Origin of the sequence: Tepidimonas sp., assembly GCF_046292505.1 — a bacterium.
In the GTDB taxonomy this organism is placed as follows: Bacteria; Pseudomonadota; Gammaproteobacteria; order Burkholderiales; family Burkholderiaceae_C; genus Tepidimonas.
Map to the genome: position 1 here is coordinate 1 of NZ_JBKBQX010000006.1, position 15,319 is coordinate 15,319.

The 15,319-nt window shown below is 68.5% G+C and carries 18 protein-coding genes; 6 read left to right on the forward strand and 12 right to left on the reverse strand.

Annotated features, from left to right (window positions below; all coding sequences use genetic code 11):
• Window positions 1-776, reverse strand: a 776-nt coding sequence (gene nadC / locus ACK4TH_RS04445; RefSeq protein ID WP_409623278.1) for a carboxylating nicotinate-nucleotide diphosphorylase, incomplete at its 3' end; no start/stop codon positions are given.
• Window positions 777-894: 118 nt separating this feature from the next.
• Here nadC and panB point away from each other — a divergent pair.
• Window positions 895-1,770 carry a 3-methyl-2-oxobutanoate hydroxymethyltransferase gene (gene panB / locus ACK4TH_RS04450; protein ID WP_409623281.1) on the forward strand — a complete coding sequence of 292 codons (876 nt, stop codon included), beginning with the start codon at window positions 895-897 and terminating at the stop codon, window positions 1,768-1,770.
• Between the two features lie 50 nt (window positions 1,771-1,820).
• Window positions 1,821-2,672, forward strand: coding sequence for a pantoate--beta-alanine ligase (gene panC / locus ACK4TH_RS04455; RefSeq protein ID WP_409623285.1), 852 nt, complete (start codon window positions 1,821-1,823; stop codon window positions 2,670-2,672).
• 13 nt (window positions 2,673-2,685) lie between these two features.
• Here the strand turns inward: panC and ACK4TH_RS04460 are convergent, their stop codons facing one another.
• The 4 genes from ACK4TH_RS04460 to ACK4TH_RS04475 all read right to left on the reverse strand — a co-directional run bounded on the left by ACK4TH_RS04460 (window position 2,686) and on the right by ACK4TH_RS04475 (window position 5,068).
• The gene (locus ACK4TH_RS04460; protein WP_409623288.1) at window positions 2,686-3,708 is read right to left on the reverse strand and encodes an NAD(P)H-dependent glycerol-3-phosphate dehydrogenase; all 1,023 of its coding nucleotides are present in this window, start codon (window positions 3,706-3,708) and stop codon (window positions 2,686-2,688) included.
• Between the two features lie 58 nt (window positions 3,709-3,766).
• Window positions 3,767-4,225: a protein-export chaperone SecB gene (gene secB / locus ACK4TH_RS04465; RefSeq protein WP_409623290.1), complete on the reverse strand. Its 459-nt coding sequence runs from the start codon at window positions 4,223-4,225 to the stop codon at window positions 3,767-3,769.
• Window positions 4,226-4,366: 141 nt separating this feature from the next.
• Entirely contained in the window at window positions 4,367-4,633 is a 267-nt protein-coding gene (gene grxC / locus ACK4TH_RS04470) for a glutaredoxin 3 (protein WP_409623292.1), read from the reverse strand.
• Between the two features lie 24 nt (window positions 4,634-4,657).
• Window positions 4,658-5,068, reverse strand: coding sequence for a rhodanese-like domain-containing protein (locus ACK4TH_RS04475; protein ID WP_409623294.1), 411 nt, complete (start codon window positions 5,066-5,068; stop codon window positions 4,658-4,660).
• Between the two features lie 108 nt (window positions 5,069-5,176).
• Between ACK4TH_RS04475 and gpmA the strand changes: the two genes are divergently transcribed.
• From gpmA to ACK4TH_RS04490, 3 genes are all read left to right on the forward strand, one after another.
• Window positions 5,177-5,920, forward strand: a complete 744-nt coding sequence (gpmA, locus tag ACK4TH_RS04480; RefSeq protein WP_409623296.1) for a 2,3-diphosphoglycerate-dependent phosphoglycerate mutase — start codon at window positions 5,177-5,179, stop codon at window positions 5,918-5,920.
• A gap of 86 nt (window positions 5,921-6,006) precedes the next feature.
• Window positions 6,007-7,470 (forward strand): S41 family peptidase, encoded by a 1,464-nt coding sequence (locus ACK4TH_RS04485; RefSeq protein WP_409623298.1) that lies wholly within the window; start codon window positions 6,007-6,009, stop codon window positions 7,468-7,470.
• Window positions 7,471-7,478: 8 nt separating this feature from the next.
• Window positions 7,479-8,240 (forward strand): HesA/MoeB/ThiF family protein, encoded by a 762-nt coding sequence (locus tag ACK4TH_RS04490; RefSeq protein ID WP_409623300.1) that lies wholly within the window; start codon window positions 7,479-7,481, stop codon window positions 8,238-8,240.
• Here ACK4TH_RS04490 and ACK4TH_RS04495 read toward each other — a convergent pair.
• From ACK4TH_RS04495 to ACK4TH_RS04525, 7 genes are read right to left on the reverse strand one after another with little or no spacing between them, the layout of a single operon-like run.
• Window positions 8,173-9,123 carry a DUF429 domain-containing protein gene (locus ACK4TH_RS04495; RefSeq protein WP_409623302.1) on the reverse strand — a complete coding sequence of 317 codons (951 nt, stop codon included), beginning with the start codon at window positions 9,121-9,123 and terminating at the stop codon, window positions 8,173-8,175. The genes ACK4TH_RS04490 and ACK4TH_RS04495 overlap by 68 nt on opposite strands.
• A gap of 18 nt (window positions 9,124-9,141) precedes the next feature.
• A complete protein-coding gene (locus ACK4TH_RS04500) occupies window positions 9,142-9,567 on the reverse strand; it encodes a BLUF domain-containing protein (RefSeq protein WP_068608940.1) in 426 nt (141 codons plus the stop codon).
• A 4-nt stretch (window positions 9,568-9,571) separates the two neighbouring features.
• Entirely contained in the window at window positions 9,572-10,273 is a 702-nt protein-coding gene (folE, locus tag ACK4TH_RS04505) for a GTP cyclohydrolase I (RefSeq protein ID WP_409623305.1), read from the reverse strand.
• 59 nt (window positions 10,274-10,332) lie between these two features.
• The gene (gene clsB / locus ACK4TH_RS04510) at window positions 10,333-11,583 is read right to left on the reverse strand and encodes a cardiolipin synthase ClsB (protein ID WP_409623307.1); all 1,251 of its coding nucleotides are present in this window, start codon (window positions 11,581-11,583) and stop codon (window positions 10,333-10,335) included.
• Window positions 11,580-12,341, reverse strand: a complete 762-nt coding sequence (locus tag ACK4TH_RS04515) for an endonuclease/exonuclease/phosphatase family protein (RefSeq protein ID WP_409623309.1) — start codon at window positions 12,339-12,341, stop codon at window positions 11,580-11,582. The genes clsB and ACK4TH_RS04515 overlap by 4 nt, the downstream gene beginning before the upstream one ends.
• A gap of 15 nt (window positions 12,342-12,356) precedes the next feature.
• Window positions 12,357-12,827 (reverse strand): dihydroneopterin triphosphate diphosphatase, encoded by a 471-nt coding sequence (gene nudB / locus ACK4TH_RS04520; RefSeq protein WP_409623311.1) that lies wholly within the window; start codon window positions 12,825-12,827, stop codon window positions 12,357-12,359.
• A gap of 14 nt (window positions 12,828-12,841) precedes the next feature.
• Window positions 12,842-14,128 (reverse strand): HD-GYP domain-containing protein, encoded by a 1,287-nt coding sequence (locus ACK4TH_RS04525; protein ID WP_409623313.1) that lies wholly within the window; start codon window positions 14,126-14,128, stop codon window positions 12,842-12,844.
• A 188-nt stretch (window positions 14,129-14,316) separates the two neighbouring features.
• Between ACK4TH_RS04525 and ACK4TH_RS04530 the strand changes: the two genes are divergently transcribed.
• Entirely contained in the window at window positions 14,317-15,180 is an 864-nt protein-coding gene (locus ACK4TH_RS04530) for a flagellin (RefSeq protein ID WP_409623315.1), read from the forward strand.
• Window positions 15,181-15,319: the final 139 nt, after the last annotated feature.

Genomic DNA, 15,319 nt, shown 5'->3' on the forward strand with positions numbered 1-15,319 from the left:
GTGGCGCCGGAGCTTTGGCAACGCTTTGAGGGCGATACGGAGGCACAGATGCGCATCCTGACGTGGGTCGGCAAGTCCATGTTGTCGAGCAGGATGACGCGCGCACCGCCATCCAGCGCATCGCGCAACTGGGCCAGCGTCTCGACCTCGATCTGCACGAACAGCGCCTGTGGGGCACTGGACTGCACCCGCGCCAGCGCCGCCCGCACGCCGCCGGCGGCGGCGAGGTGGTTTTCCTTGATCAGCACCGCATCGTGCAGGCCCATGCGGTGGTTCAGCCCGCCGCCGGTGCGCACAGCGTACTTCTGCGCCACGCGCAGACCAGGCAGCGTCTTGCGCGTGTCGCAAATGCGGGCGCGCGTGCCCGCCACCGCCGCCACATAGCGCGCGGTCTGGGTGGCCACGGCGGACAGCGTTTGCAAAAAGTTCAATGCGGTGCGCTCGGCCGACAGCAGGGCGCGGGCATGGGCTTCGACTTCGAACACGACCCCATCGCGCTCGACCCGCTGGCCATCCGGCACCCGCCAGTGCCATTGCGCACCGGGGTCCAGCACCTGCACGGCCGCGCGGACCCAGGGCTCGCCGCACACCACAGCGGACTCGCGCGCGATCACCCGCGCCCGCATGCGCAGACCAGGGTCCACCAGCGCGGCGGTCAGGTCGCCGCTGCCCACGTCCTCGGCCAGTGCGCGGGCGACATCGGCCGCCGCCTGCGCGGCAATATCTGGCAGCGGGGGTTGCAACGACAGGGGGTCGGGGCGTGCAGGATCGCTCATCGACAGGCCTAAAACTCCGTAAACCACAAGCATAACGGGATCCACATCGGCCTGTTCGTCCCCGAGAGCCAGGGCAGACGCATCGACTAGACTTGCGCGACTTGGAGAACTGGACGCCATGACCGACACCACACCGCGCACCCCGTACGGCACCTTGCCGGCCGCCGCGCCCCTGCCGCCGCGCAAGCCCATCAGCCTGCCGCGCCTGCTCGAGATGCGCGAGCGCGGCGAGAAAATCGCCATGCTCACCGCCTACGACGCGACGTTTGCCGCGGTGGCCGACGCCGCCGGTGTGGATTGTCTGCTGGTGGGCGACTCGCTCGGCATGGTCTGCCAGGGACGCCCCAGCACGGTCGGCGTGTCGCTGCAAGAGATGTGCTACCACACCGAAAGCGTGGTACGAGGCCTGCGCCGCGTGCAGGGCACCGTGTGGGTGATCGGCGACCTGCCCTTTGGCAGCTATCAAGAGTCGCGCGAGCAAGCCGTGCGCAGCGCCGCGGCGCTGATGCAGGCTGGCGCGCACATGGTCAAGCTCGAAGGCGGAGGCTGGACCGTGGAGACCGTGCGGTTTTTGGTGGAGCGCGGCATCCCCGTCTGCGGCCACCTGGGCCTGACGCCGCAGACGGTGCACGCCATCGGCGGCTACCGCGTGCAGGGCCGCAACGACGCCCAAGCGCAGCAATTGCGCCGCGACGCGCTGGCACTGCAGGATGCGGGCGCCACGATGCTGGTGCTGGAGATGGTGCCCGCCGCGCTGGCCACCGAGATCACCCAACAGCTGCCGCGCTGTCACACCATCGGCATCGGCAGCGGCAATGGCACCGCTGGCCAGGTGCTGGTGATGCACGACATGCTGGGCATCCACCTGGGCAAGACACCAAAGTTCGTGCGCAACTTCATGGATGGGGCGGCCAGTGTGCGCGACGCCATGGCCGCCTATGTCGCCGCCGTCAAGGCCGGCGACTTCCCCGACAATGCCATGCACGCGTGGTGAACCGCGGCCTGCCGCGCCCCACGCCCCCCGTTTGCCTCCCCGCCATTCCGATGCAAGTCATCCACACCATCGCCGAGCTGCGCCAGGCGCTCGCCCCATTCGACCGCCCCGCCTTCGTGCCCACCATGGGCAATCTGCACGACGGCCACCTGAGCCTGGTGCGCTATGCACGCACCCTGGGCGACGTGACGGTGGCTAGCATCTTCGTCAACCGGCTGCAATTTCTGCCGCACGAGGACTTCGACACCTACCCGCGCACGCTGCAGGCCGACTGCGAGCGCCTGGCGGAAGTCGGCTGTGACATCGTCTTCGCGCCGGCCGAAAGCGAGCTGTACCCGGAGCCGCAAACCTTCAAGGTGCAGCCGCACCCCGCGCTGGCCGACATGCTGGAGGGACATTTCCGCCCCGGCTTTTTCACCGGCGTCTGCACGGTGGTGATGAAGCTGTTCCAGTGCGTCTTTGCCCAGGCCAAGGGCGAGCGCCACGCGGTGTTCGGCAAGAAGGACTACCAACAGCTCATGGTGATTCGCCAGATGGTGCGGCAGTTTGCTCTGCCCATCACCATCCACGGCGGCGACATCGCGCGCGCGCCGGACGGGCTGGCGCTGAGCTCGCGCAACGGCTATCTCTCGCCCCTCGAACGCGCCGAGGCGCCCCAACTGGTGCAGGCGCTGCGCCTGCTGGCCGCCGACGTGCTGGGCGGCGAGCGCAACCTGGCGGCGCTGGAGCGCCACGCCGAGCAGGCGCTGGCGGCCCGTGGCTGGCAGCCCGACTACCTGACCGTACGCCGGCGCGAGGATCTGCTGCCCCCCACGGTGGCGGACCTGCAACCCGGCCGCCTGGTGGCGCTCGGTGCGGCCCGCCTGGGCCGCACCCGCCTGATCGACAACTGGGAGTTTTGACGCCCCGGGGACCTCACTCCGCCACCGGATCGCGCGCCATCAGGCGCGCAACCGCATCGCGCGGCTGCAGCGCGCCGTCCAGCAGCGCCACCACGGCGTCGGTGATCGGCATACGCACCCCCAGCGAACGGGCGCGCTGCGCCACGGTACGCGCGCTGTAGACCCCCTCGGCCACATGCCCGAGCGAATCCACCGCCTGGGTCAGCGTCAGGCCCTGGGCCAACAGCAGCCCGACCTGGCGGTTGCGGCTCAGGTCGCCGGTGGCGGTCAGCACCAGATCGCCCAAGCCCGACAAGCCCATGAAGGTCTCCGCCCGCGCCCCGAGCGCCAGCCCCAGGCGGGTCATCTCGGCCAAGCCACGGGTAATCAAGGCCGCCCGGGCGTTGTGCCCCAGGCGCAAGCCGTCGCACAACCCGGTGGCGATGGCCATGACGTTTTTGACCGCCCCGCCGACTTCGACGCCGACGATGTCGTCGTTGGCATAGACGCGCAGCGTCGGGCCATGGAAGGCGGTCACCAAGGCGTCGCGCACCGCAGCCTGGCCACCGGCCGCCACCAACGCCGTCGGCAGGCCCGCCGCCACCTCCTGCGCAAAGCTGGGGCCGCTCAGAACCCCGACGCGCAGGTCGGGCGCCACCTGGGCGGCGATTTCATGCCCCAACAAGCCGTCGGCGCCGGGCTCGCGGGCGCGCTCGAAGCCTTTGCACAGCCAGGTGACGGGGACGTCGCCACGGTCCGCTGCGGGCAATGCGCCGGACAGCCACTGCAACCACTGTCGCAACCCCGCCATCGGCGTGGCGATCACGACCAAGTCGGTGGCCGCCAGCAACGGCGCGAGCAACGCAGGGTCGCCGCCGTCACACTCGAGCGCCGGCGGAAACATCGCCCCCGGCAGGTAGCGGGCATTGACCCGCTCGCTGTGCAGACGCTCGGCCTGCGCGCGGTCGCGGGCCCACAGGCGCACTCGATGGGTGCCAGCCCCCGCGATGGCGAGGGCCGTCCCCCAGGCGCCGGCACCGATCACGGTCAGGTGCATGACAGCGGCAGGACAACGGTTGGCGACAGGGTGGGCCACTCACCCACCCCAGCACCCATCAGGCGGTGACGATGCGCGGCGCGTCGTCCTGCTGCTGGGCCTGCTGCTGCTCGTACATGGCCTGGAAGTTGATCTCGGCCAGATGCACGGGCGGGAAGCCGGCGCGCGTGATCAGATCGGCCACATTGCTGCGCAGATAGGGATAGACGATCTGCGGACACGCGATGCCCATGATCGGGCCCATTTGCTCCTGCGGCAGGTTGCGGATCTCGAAAATCCCCGCCTGCTTGCACTCGACCAGAAACACGGTGCGCTCACCGATCTTGGTGTGCACGGTGGCCGCGACCGCCACCTCGTACACCCCGTCGGCCACCGCTTTGGCCTCGACACCCAATTGGATGTCCACACTGGGCTGTTGTTGCTCCAGGAAGATGGCGGGGGAATTCGGCTGCTCCAGCGAGGCCTCTTTCAGGTAGATGCGCTGGATCTGGAAAACGGGGGTTTGATCGTCGGACATGGTCGAAGTGGATGAGGAGCACCCGCCGGCGGCGGATGCCCGGGTGAAGCCGCCCCCGGTTGCGCGGAGTGCGCCGCATCGGGGCCGGCAAAACGATTGGATTATGACAGCGGCAGCCGCACTGACCGAGCGCGGCCGGACTCAGCCGGCCTGCCCCTGCAGCAACGGCACCAGGCCACCACGGGCATCGAGGGCGTGCAGATCATCGCACCCCCCGATGTGACGCCCGTCGATGAAGATCTGCGGCACGCTGGTGCGCCCGACCAGCCGCGCCATCTCCTGACGGACCTCGGGTCGGCCATCCACGTTGATCTCCTCCCACTCGGTCACGCCACGCGCGCGCAACAGCGCCTTGGCCCGGTGGCAATAGGGGCAGTAGTCACTGCTGAAAATCTTGACGTGTGCCATGCGGTTGCCCTTTGCGGTGCGCGATCAGGCCTTTTGGACCGGCAGGTTGGCACCGCGCCAGGCGGCCATGCCGCCCGACAGCGAGACCGCCTTGTCGTAACCCAGCTTCTTGGCGATGGCCACGGCGCGGCGCGAACGCATGCCCGACGCGCACACCAGCACCAGCGGCGTCGCCTTGTTTTTGACGGCCTGGGGCAGTTGCTGCTCCAGCGCGTCCAGCGGGATATTGCGCGCCCCCGTCACATGCCCGGCGGCAAACTCGGCGGGCGAGCACACGTCGATCACGGCCGCTTTCTCGCGGTTGATGAGTTGCACCGCTTCGGTCGGCGACACGCCCGCGCCGCCCGCTGCGCCGCCCAACGCCGGCCACATGAGCATCACGGCCGAGCCGACCGCCACCGCCACCAACATCCAGTTTTCGATCAAAAAATCCACGGTACGCCTTGATTGGGAATCGAACGGGACAGCCCTGCCCCGGCAGACCGGTATTCTAGAATGTGGGTTTTCCCTTTGTCGTCCCAATCGGGAATCCCCCCTGTCGCCATGCACAAGCTCGTCCTGATCCGCCACGGAGAGTCCACCTGGAACCTCGAAAACCGCTTCACCGGCTGGACCGATGTCGACCTCACGCCCACGGGGGTGTCGCAGGCCATGTCGGCGGGACGGCTGCTCAAGGCGGAAGGCTGGGACTTCGACCTGTGCTTCACCAGCGTCCTCAAACGCGCCATCCACACGCTGTGGTATGTGCTCGACGAGATGGACCGCACCTGGCTGCCGGTGATCAAGGACTGGCGGCTCAACGAGCGCCACTACGGCGCCCTGCAGGGCCTCAACAAGGCGGACATGGCCAAGCAGTACGGCGACGAGCAGGTGCTCGTCTGGCGCCGCAGCTATGATACGCCGCCACCGCCGCTGGACCCCAACGACCCGCGCGGCCAGCGCCAGGACCGGCGCTACGCCGCCCTGCCGCCGGAGCAGATTCCCCTGACCGAGTGCCTGAAGGACACCGTGGCGCGCGTGGTGCCGTGCTGGAACGACACCATCGTGCCCGCCATCCGCAGCGGACAGCGCGTGCTGATCGCTGCGCACGGCAACTCCATCCGCGCGCTCATCAAGCATCTGGACGGCATCTCGGACACGGACATCGTCGGGCTGAACATCCCCAACGGCATCCCGCTGGTGTACGAGTTCGACGACGATATGAAGCCGCTGCGCCGCTACTACCTGGGTGACGCCGCCGCGGCGGAAGCGGCCGCAGCCGCCGTCGCCCGCCAGGGCCAAGCCTGAGCCCTGGCCCCGCCCGACGGGAACCGCGCCGGCGCGCCGCCGGTCCAACGTGTATAGTGGCGCGAGACGCGACGACAGGGATTGCGATGGGGCAGAAACTGAAGATTGCCGGCTGGGTGGCCCTCGGGGCGCTGGCCGGCGCGCTGACGACGGTGCAGGTGCAGGCGACCGCGCGGGCCACGCTCGCGCCGCTGCCGCTGGAGGAGCTGCAGCAACTGGCCGCCGTCTTCGGCATGATCAAGAGCGACTACGTCGAGCCCGTCGACGACAAGAAGCTCATCACCGACGCCATCGCTGGCATGGTGTCGTCGCTCGATCCCCACTCGCAGTATTTCGACCGCAAGAGCTTCAAGGAATTCCGCGAAGGCACCTCGGGGCGCTTCGTCGGTGTGGGCATCGAAATCACGATGGAAGACGGCCTCGTCAAGGTCGTCACGCCGATCGAGGACTCGCCTGCCTTCCGCGCCGGGCTGAAGGCGGGGGATCTCATCACCAAGATCGACGACACCGCTGTCAAGGGCCTGACGATCAATGACGCCGTCAAGCGCATGCGCGGCGAGCCCAACACCCAGGTGACTTTGACCGTCTTCCGCCGGGACGAAAACCGCACCTTCCCGGTGACCATCACGCGGCAAGAGATCAAGACCGTCAGCGTGCGCGCCAAGGTGGTGGAGCCCGGCTACGCCTGGGTGCGCGTGTCGCAATTCCAGGAGCGCACGCTGGAGGACTTTGCCCGCAAGATCGAAGAGATCGCGCGTTCAGAGCCGACGCTCAAGGGCATGGTGCTGGACCTGCGCAACGATCCGGGCGGCCTGCTGGATGCGGCCGTGGGTCTGTCGGCGGCCTTCCTGCCCGACGACGCCGTGGTGGTCACCACCAACGGCCAATTGGAGGAAAGCAAGGCCACCTATCGCGCCACCCCGCGCGATTACCTGCGTCGCGCCGGCAACGATCCGATCGCGCGGCTGACCGCCAGCACGCAAGGGCTGCTCAAGCGCATCCCGCTCGTGGTGCTGGTCAACGAGGGCTCGGCCTCGGCCAGCGAGATCGTCGCCGGCGCCCTGCAAGACCACCAGCGCGCGGTCATCATGGGCAGCCAGACCTTCGGCAAGGGCTCGGTGCAGACGGTGCGCCCGCTCGGCCCGGACACGGCTCTCAAGCTCACCACCGCGCGCTACTACACCCCCAGCGGCCGCTCGATCCAGGCCAAGGGCATCGTGCCCGACGTCTGGGTGGACGAGACGCCCGAGGGCAATCTGTTCGCCGCGCTGCGCACGCGCGAGGCCGACCTCGAGAAGCACCTAGCCGGCCCGGACGAGGCCAAGCTGACCGAGGCCGAACGCGAGGCGCTGCGCCAGCGCGAGCGCGAACGCGAGCAGGCGCGCCAGCGGCTGGAAGAGGAACAGCGCAAGAACCCCGGCGCGCGGCTGCTGCCGGAGTTTGGGTCGGAGAAGGACTTCCAGCTCCAGCAGGCGCTCAACCGCCTCAAGGGCCTGCCGGTGGTGGCCAGCAAGACCGCCGCCGAGCGCCCGGCCAAGGCCGACAACTGACGCCAAACATGACCGACGAGCAACTGCTGCGCTATTCGCGCCACATCCTGCTCGACGACATCGGCGTGGAAGGCCAGGAGCGGCTGCTGGCCGCCCATGCGGTGATCGTGGGCGCGGGCGGACTCGGCTCGCCGGTCGCGCTGTACTTGGCCAGCGCCGGGGTGGGCCGCATCACCGTGATCGACCACGACACGGTGGACGCCACCAACCTGCAGCGCCAGATCGCACACGACCTGTCGCGTGTGGGCCTGCCCAAGGCCCAGTCGGCGCAAGTGGCCATGCGCGCCATCAATCCGGAGGTGCGCATCCAGCCGCTGCTGCAGCGCGCCGACGACGCCGTGCTCGACGGCGTGCTGCCTGGCGCCGACGTGCTGCTGGACTGCACTGACAATTTCCGCACCCGCCACCTGATCAACCGCGCCAGCGTGCGACACCGGGTTCCGCTGGTGTCGGGGGCGGCCATCCGTTTCGACGGGCAGTTGTCGGTATACGACCCGCGCGACCCGCGCTCGCCCTGCTACGCCTGCCTGTTCCCGGAAACCGAGGGGCTGGAAGAAACCCGCTGCGCCACGATGGGTGTCTTTGCGCCGCTGGTGGGCATCATCGGGACGATGCAGGCGGCCGAGGCGCTCAAGCTGATCGTGGGCTTGGGCTCGCGCCTGGTCGGTCGACTGCTGATGCTGGACGGCCGTGGTCTGGCGTTCACCGAGGTGCAGCTCGCCCGGCACCCGCAGTGTCCGGTGTGCGGCCTGCGCCATCGGCCGGCCTGACGGACGCAGATGCCTCCGCCGTCACGATCCACCCTTCCAAGGGATCGAACGGCGGCAAACCCCAGCACGGGTGACCGGCTTCGTGTTGCAGGCAGCCCCAAGCCGCTTGCACCAAACACAGCACGGCGTCCAGAGCATCCCCTCGGGCGTCGTCCACCAGCGCCTCGTGCTGCGCAGGGCTCAGATGCAGGCGCAGGCCCGCTGCGGCCAGCAGCGGTGCGGTACCGGCCTCCAAGGCATGGAGCAGGTTCTTGCGGGCAATCAGGCGTTCCGGGGTCTGTCGGGCCGACTCATCGCTTTTGTACGACCGCCGCCCCAGCACGCTGCGGGCCAGCAGCCCCGGATAGGCCTCCAGCGCCACGCGGTCGGCGCCGCCGGGCGGCTCGTGCAATCCGGGCAATGCCACCCCCGCCGCCAACAATCGCGGCACGCCCGCGTGCAGCATATAGGCCACCGGTGGGTTGACCCACTTCATGCTGGGGCTGGAGCCCGCCGGGCCATCGGTGGCGCGGTGCGCCAGCTTGGCCCCCGCCGGCCTCGCCGCGCAGTAAGCGGCAAAAATTTCGCGGATCTGCGCCCGCGACAGCCCCGCATAGTGGGCCATGCAAGCCTGCCACGTCGTCGGCCAGCCCAAAGCCAGCACCAACGCCCGCGGCAGCCCAAACGGCAAATCAAAGCCCCCCACCCACGGACCCGGACGCTCCAGCGCGGCGGACCATGCGGCCAGCGACGCAAAACGCTCCAGCCCCTCCAGCACCACGCGACACCCGCGTCCACCCTCCCCCACCAAGCGCCCCACGGCATGCACGATGGGCTTGTGCGCCGACGGGGCGCTGGTGAAGTCGCACCCCAGCAGCCGCGGGCGCTCCGCCACGGTCACCAATGCCGGCCTCTCGGGTGCTCAGACGCGGCCGATGATACTGGCCGTGGCCATCAGCTCTTCCAGCAGCGCCAGCGACACCTGGCCCGAGACGGTGTAGGGGTCGAACTCCGGCCGCTCGGAATACTTGAGCACGATGGAGGTGTTGAGCTTGGTGAGGTTGACCTGCCCCATGGTCCAGCCGCCAAAACGGCGTTCGGTGATTTCTTCGTAGAGCAGCAGCTCGACATCCTGATGGCGCGGATCGTCGACGATCTGCTTGTACAGCCGGTTGACCGCGCTGCGCCCCCCCTCGATGGCCTGCAAAAAGATGCCGCCCCCGTAGCACAGGATGCCGGTGATGCCGTTGTGCAAATTGTGGCGCCGCGCCGAGGCCAGGATCGACTCGATGGCGTGCGAGGTGTCCGGGTCCACGGCCCGGCTGACGTAGAGCAAACGCACCAGCATGGCCTCAGCTCCGCGGAATCAGGGACAAAAATTCGCGGCGCAGGTTCGAATCCTTCAGAAACACCCCACGCATCACCGAGTTGATCATGCGGCTGTCCATGTCCTTGACGCCGCGCCACGCCATGCAGTAGTGCGTCGCTTCCATGACGATCGCCAGCCCGTCGGGCTGGGTCTTTTCCTGGATCAAGTCGGCCAGTTGCACCACTGCCTCTTCCTGGATCTGTGGGCGGCCCATCACCCACTCGGCCAGGCGGGCATATTTGCTCAGCCCGATGACGTTGGTGTGTTCGTTGGGCATGACGCCGATCCACACCTTGCCGATCACCGGGCAGAAGTGGTGGCTGCACGCGCTGCGCACCGTGATCGGCCCCACGATCATCAGCTCGTTGAGATGCTCGGCGTTGGGGAACTCGGTGATGGACGGCGCCGGCACGTAGCGACCCGCGAACACCTCCTTGAGGTACATCTTGGCCACGCGGCGCGCGGTGTCCTCGGTGTTGTGGTCGTTGGCGGTGTCGATGACCATGGCATCCAGCACGGCCTGCATCTTCTCCGACACCTCGTCGAGCAGTTGCTCCAACTCGCCCGGGCGAATGAACTCGGCGATGTTGTCGTTGGAGTGAAAGCGCTTGCGCGCCGCCCGGATCCGCTCGCGGATCCGCACGGAGACGGGCACGCCCTCGTCGGGCTGGGTGTCGTCGGTCATGGTCTCGGAGGCTTTCATAAGCATGCCTGGATGCTAACACCGGGTCATCAACCCCACCATCAGTACCGGTGCCCGGTCAAAAACAGCACCGCCCGCATGACGGCAAAGGCGATCCAGTCCCGCGCCCGCTCGTGCCACGGGCGCCGCTGCAGCGTCTCCATGTCCAGCACTACCCCAGCGGTGCGCGTCAGGTGGTCGAGCCGGGCGCGCAAGTGGCGCACAAAGCGCGCGTCGGTGGTGACGACGTTGGCCTCGCGCGCCAGCAACAGGCTGATCGGGTCGAGGTTGGTGGAGCCGACCGTGGCCCACCGCTCGTCGGCCACCGCCACCTTGGCATGCAGGGCGCTGGGCGCGTACTCGCGGATTTCCACCCCCGCGCGCAGCAGCCACGCATGCACCGGCCTCGGGGCGTGGTACTGCAAAAAACGTTCGTACTTGCCTTGCACCAGCAGGCGCACGCGCACCCCGCGTGCAACGGCCTGCGCCAGTGCATGGCGCAGTCGTCGCCCAGGGATGAAGTAGGCATTGGCGATGATCACCTCGTGCCGCGCCTGCGCAATCGCCTGCAGATACGCATGCTCGATGTCGTGGCGGTGGCGGACGTTGTCCCGCCAGAGCACGGCGGCGGCGGCCCCGTGCACGGTCGGCCCGCCATCGGGGCCGGACGGCGCCGCATCGCGCTCCATGAACCAGCCCTGCCACCAAGCGCGCAAATCGTCGCCGACATGCGCCGCGCGCCACGCCTGCCAGGCCGCTCGAAACTCGCGCCGGCGCGCACGCCGCGCCGCCAGCAGTCGCCACCACAGCCGCTCCATCGTGGCCAGCATGTCGCCCACCAGTGGCCCGCTCACTTCCACGGCGTAATCCAGGCGGGGGACAGTCAACCGGCCCAGCACAACGTCGTCGCGGTCGTCGATCAGGTTGATCCCGCCACAAAACCCCACCACCCCATCGACCACGCACAGCTTGCGGTGCAGGCGCCGCCAGCGGCTCGGGATCAACAGCCCCAGGCGCCCGAGTGGCGCGTAGGTTCGCCACTGCACCCCTGCCGCGCGAAAGCGGTGCACCCATTCGGCCGGCACCTGCGGAGTGCCGACCGCATCGACCACCAGCCGCACCTGGACGCCGCGTCGGGCCGCGCGCTCCATGGCCTCGGCCACGGGCAAGGCATCGTGGGCAAAGACGAAGATGTACGTCTCCACATGGATCAAATGGCGCGCCCGATCCATGGCCTGCACCATGGCCGGGAACAGGGCCCGCCCGCCCTCCAGCAGCCGCAGGCGATGCCCAGGACGCAGGGGTGCAGTCACGGCAACGCCAACTCTGCCACCAGCGGCAAATGGTCGGACCAGCGGCCCCAACCGCCCCCGTGGGGAACGGACAGCGCCCGCACCGCCACCCCGCGTGCATAAATGCGATCCAGTGGCAGCAGCGGCCAACGCGACGGATACGTGGGCACGCGCGACTGCGGGGCCGTGTGCAGGCCCAGCGCCGCCATCGGCTCGTGCAGCCGCTCGCTCCAGTCGTTGAAGTCGCCGGCCACGACCAAGGGAGCACCAGCGGGCACGGACTGGTCGATGAAGCGCCCCAGCGCCTGCACTTGGCGCTCCCGGCTGGCGTGGATGAGTCCCAGATGCACGACGATCACATGCAAGGCCCGCACGGGTGGACAGCCGGCCTCGCCCGCGCCGCCCGGCACGGCCAGGCTCACGTGCAACAGCCCCCGCTGCTCGAAACGGTGATCCGACACATCCTGGTGGGCCTGTGCCAAAACCGGAAAGCGACTCAGCAGCGCATTGCCGTGCTCGCCGTGGCGGGTCACGGCATTGGTCCGATAGACGGCGTGGTAGCCCGGCGGGGCCAGAAACTGCGCCTGATCACCAGCCGGCCAATGGCCAAAACGCCGCTGCAGACGGCGATGAAACGCCCGCACCTCCTGCAGGCAGACCACGTCGGCCTGCAGCGCGGCCACCGCGCGGACCAGGTTGTGGATCTCCAGCCGCTTGAGCGGCCCCACCCCCTGCACCCCCTTGTGGATGTTGTAGGTCGCCACGCGCACGGTCGTCATGCGCCAATCATGCCATCAGCCCCGCGGCCAATACCGCGGCAGCCACAGAATGGCCTCGGCGTTGGAGGGCGAGAAGCAGCGATCGGCCGCCTCGCGCCACGGCAGCCAGATATGTGTCGTGTGCTCCCGGGGCGCCAGCCGCACCACCGTCCCCGGCGGCACGCACAGACCAAACACCCGCTCGGTGTTGTGCGTCACGCCCGGCGCGTACCGGTGACGCCAGCGGGGGTAGATCGCGTACACATTCTCCAACCCCCAGTCGCTCAGGGCACAACCTGCCGCACGGGCGTCGATGCCGGTTTCTTCGGCCACCTCCCGCACCGCGGTCCGTTCCCACGGCTCGTCCGGCGTATCTTTGGCGCCCGTCACCGACTGCCAGAAGCCGGGCGCATCGGCCCGCTCCAGCAACAGCACGTCCAGCGCGCTCGTGTGCACCACGACCAGCACCGACTCGGGGACTTTCGGGGCCTTGGGCGGGCGGTCCATGCCGTCCAATGCCGTCAGCGCAACCCCGAACCGGGCGTGCGGGCGAAGGCCAGCAGTTTGACCATCTCGTCCAAATTGATGCGCGCACGCACCGACGACCCCGGCACCGCATCGGACGGGGCATATTCCGGGCGCGCGGTACTGACCAGCTTGGGCGTCCCCAGCGGCTCGCCAGCGCGGTTGGCCACCACGGCCGCCACCGGCGTGCCCGCCCGCGCACCACGGCGCAACACCAGCGCCGTCTCGCCCCCCGTCAGGCGCACAAAAGTACCGGGGGGATACAGGCCCAGCAACTGCACCAGCGCCAGCCCCACCTCGTCCTGCTCGCCCCCGGTGCGAAACAGAATCGCCGTGCGCGCCGCGTCCTTGGCCGTGCGCCCCGGGCGACTGGCGCGCGGACTCATGGCCGCCGTGTACCGGTCCAACACCTGCACGATGTGCGCCAGCCGCTGGCCCGGCGGGCGTTGCGCCAACGCCACACCTGGCGCCAGCGGCGTATGGTGCAAGCGCACCGCCTCCAGCCACAGCGGATCGGACACACCCGCAGCGCGCAGCAGCCGCTCGCCCTCGGCGGCATGGGCGTCGATCTGCGCGCGCTGCACCGGCGATGGGGCCACGCGCTGCTGCGCCAGCGCATCCTGCAGCCGCAACATCGCCACATTCATGCTCGCCGTGGCCAGCACCAGGGTGCGCGACTCCTCCGCCGACAGTTTGAGCAGCGGCGCCACTTGGCGCGCCAGCACGGCGCACTGCAGCGCGTGCAGCACGCTGTACTCGGCCGGGCTGGTGCAGGCACGGTAGATCAGCACCAGCGTGCTCGTCTCCGCCACCGCCTCGTTGGCGGTGAGCTGCCCGATGTCACGCCACAGCTGCTCAAAGCGCACCGGCCCGTCCGCCGGTGCCACGCCCCCCATCTCGATGCCCGCCAACAGCCGACGCAAACGCGCGGCCACCTCGGCACACTGCTCCGGCTGCGTACCGCGCAACGGCTCTGCATCCTTGGCCGCGCCGTCTTCGCCCAACTGCACGTAGCGGTCCAGGTCTTTGATCGCCCCGCCACGCCGGTCCAGCTCCAGCAGCCCCGTCATGAAGACCTTGACCGCCAGCTCCGACTCCTCGAAGGGCACGAAGACTTGCCGACGCTCGCGCAGCAGGCGCAACTGCTGCTCGTCCTCGATGCGCTGCCCTTTGGCCAGCAACACCCGCCCCTCCGCGTCCAGCAACGTGAACGGCAGTACCAAACCGATGCGCAGCTGCTCCGTGGGCAGCGGGACGGGGGAAGATCGGTCGATTCGACTCATGCAGCACTCGGCAGACGCGCCCCGCGCGCAGCGCGCGACGGGCGTGCACCGATTCTATGAGGAGGCCCTCAAGTTTTGCCGCGGGGGCCCGATATATCACTCAACCGGACACCAAAGGGTTCAACGGCAGAAGGCATGGGGCCAACTGCGCTGGGCCACCCGGGTTGTCAACCACAGGAGCGACCGCTATGAGCCTGTGCATCAACACCAATGCCATTTCGCTGAACGCGCAGCGCAACACCGTCAACAACATGCAGTCGCTGCAGACGACCATGGCGCGCCTGTCGTCGGGTCTGCGCATCAACAGCGCCAAGGACGACGCGGCCGGCCTTGCCATCGCCAACCGCATGAACACCCAGGTGCGCGGCTTGAATGTCGCCATCCGCAACGCCAACGACGGCATCTCGCTTGCCCAGGTCGCCGAAGGTGGCCTGAGTCAGATGACCGAAATGCTGCAGCGCATGCGCGAGCTGGCTGTGCAGGCGGTCAACTCCACCAACACCACGGGAACGGGCGGTGACCTCGACAAACTCAACCAAGAATACCAACAACTCGCTGGCGAACTGGCCCGTATGAGCGGCTCGGTGCAGTTCAACGGTCAAGCGATTTTGGCGGGGTCGGCCAATTACGAGTTCCAAGTGGGCGCCAACTCTGGTACGGAAAACCGAATCACCATCGCATCGGCAGACATCTCGCTGAGCGGCAATGCCAACTTTAGCGCAGTCGTGAGCGGTGGCGGTAGTTATTCTGCGCTCAATATCAGCGCTACGTCGGCCAACGCCAGCGCCATCAGCGCTTTGGACCAAGCCATTGCAGCAGTTGACGAACGCCGAGCCCGTTTGGGTGCCGTGCAGAGCCGATTCGAGAACACCATCGCCTTCCTGCGCAAGGCGGTGGAAAAACAAACCGCCGCCCGCGGCCGCATCATGGATGCCGACTTCGCCGCCGAGACCGCCAACCTCAGCCGCACGCAGATCCTGCAGCAGGCCGGCACCGCCATGATCGCCCAGGCCAACCAGCTGCCGCAAAACGTGCTGGCACTCCTGCGTTAACCAGCGGCGCGACGCGATCCCAGTTCGGATGGGCCGGCCATAGCCGGCTCTTCTCCCTTGGCCTTGCTTTTGAAGCGACCAGAACAACGCCATCTATTCCCCTGCTTCGCGGCTTGCTGAAGTTGCGCTAAAGGTGGCG

Coding starts and splice junctions, on each gene's coding strand:
- panB (WP_409623281.1), top strand. CDS start 895: ATGACCGACACCACACCGCGCACCCCGTACGGCACCTTGCCGGCCGCC.
- panC (WP_409623285.1), top strand. CDS start 1,821: ATGCAAGTCATCCACACCATCGCCGAGCTGCGCCAGGCGCTCGCCCCA.
- ACK4TH_RS04460 (WP_409623288.1), bottom strand. CDS start 3,708: ATGCACCTGACCGTGATCGGTGCCGGCGCCTGGGGGACGGCCCTCGCC.
- secB (WP_409623290.1), bottom strand. CDS start 4,225: ATGTCCGACGATCAAACCCCCGTTTTCCAGATCCAGCGCATCTACCTG.
- grxC (WP_409623292.1), bottom strand. CDS start 4,633: ATGGCACACGTCAAGATTTTCAGCAGTGACTACTGCCCCTATTGCCAC.
- gpmA (WP_409623296.1), top strand. CDS start 5,177: ATGCACAAGCTCGTCCTGATCCGCCACGGAGAGTCCACCTGGAACCTC.
- ACK4TH_RS04485 (WP_409623298.1), top strand. CDS start 6,007: ATGGGGCAGAAACTGAAGATTGCCGGCTGGGTGGCCCTCGGGGCGCTG.
- ACK4TH_RS04490 (WP_409623300.1), top strand. CDS start 7,479: ATGACCGACGAGCAACTGCTGCGCTATTCGCGCCACATCCTGCTCGAC.
- ACK4TH_RS04500 (WP_068608940.1), bottom strand. CDS start 9,567: ATGCTGGTGCGTTTGCTCTACGTCAGCCGGGCCGTGGACCCGGACACC.
- folE (WP_409623305.1), bottom strand. CDS start 10,273: ATGACCGACGACACCCAGCCCGACGAGGGCGTGCCCGTCTCCGTGCGG.
- ACK4TH_RS04515 (WP_409623309.1), bottom strand. CDS start 12,341: ATGACGACCGTGCGCGTGGCGACCTACAACATCCACAAGGGGGTGCAG.
- nudB (WP_409623311.1), bottom strand. CDS start 12,827: ATGGACCGCCCGCCCAAGGCCCCGAAAGTCCCCGAGTCGGTGCTGGTC.
- ACK4TH_RS04525 (WP_409623313.1), bottom strand. CDS start 14,128: ATGAGTCGAATCGACCGATCTTCCCCCGTCCCGCTGCCCACGGAGCAG.
- ACK4TH_RS04530 (WP_409623315.1), top strand. CDS start 14,317: ATGAGCCTGTGCATCAACACCAATGCCATTTCGCTGAACGCGCAGCGC.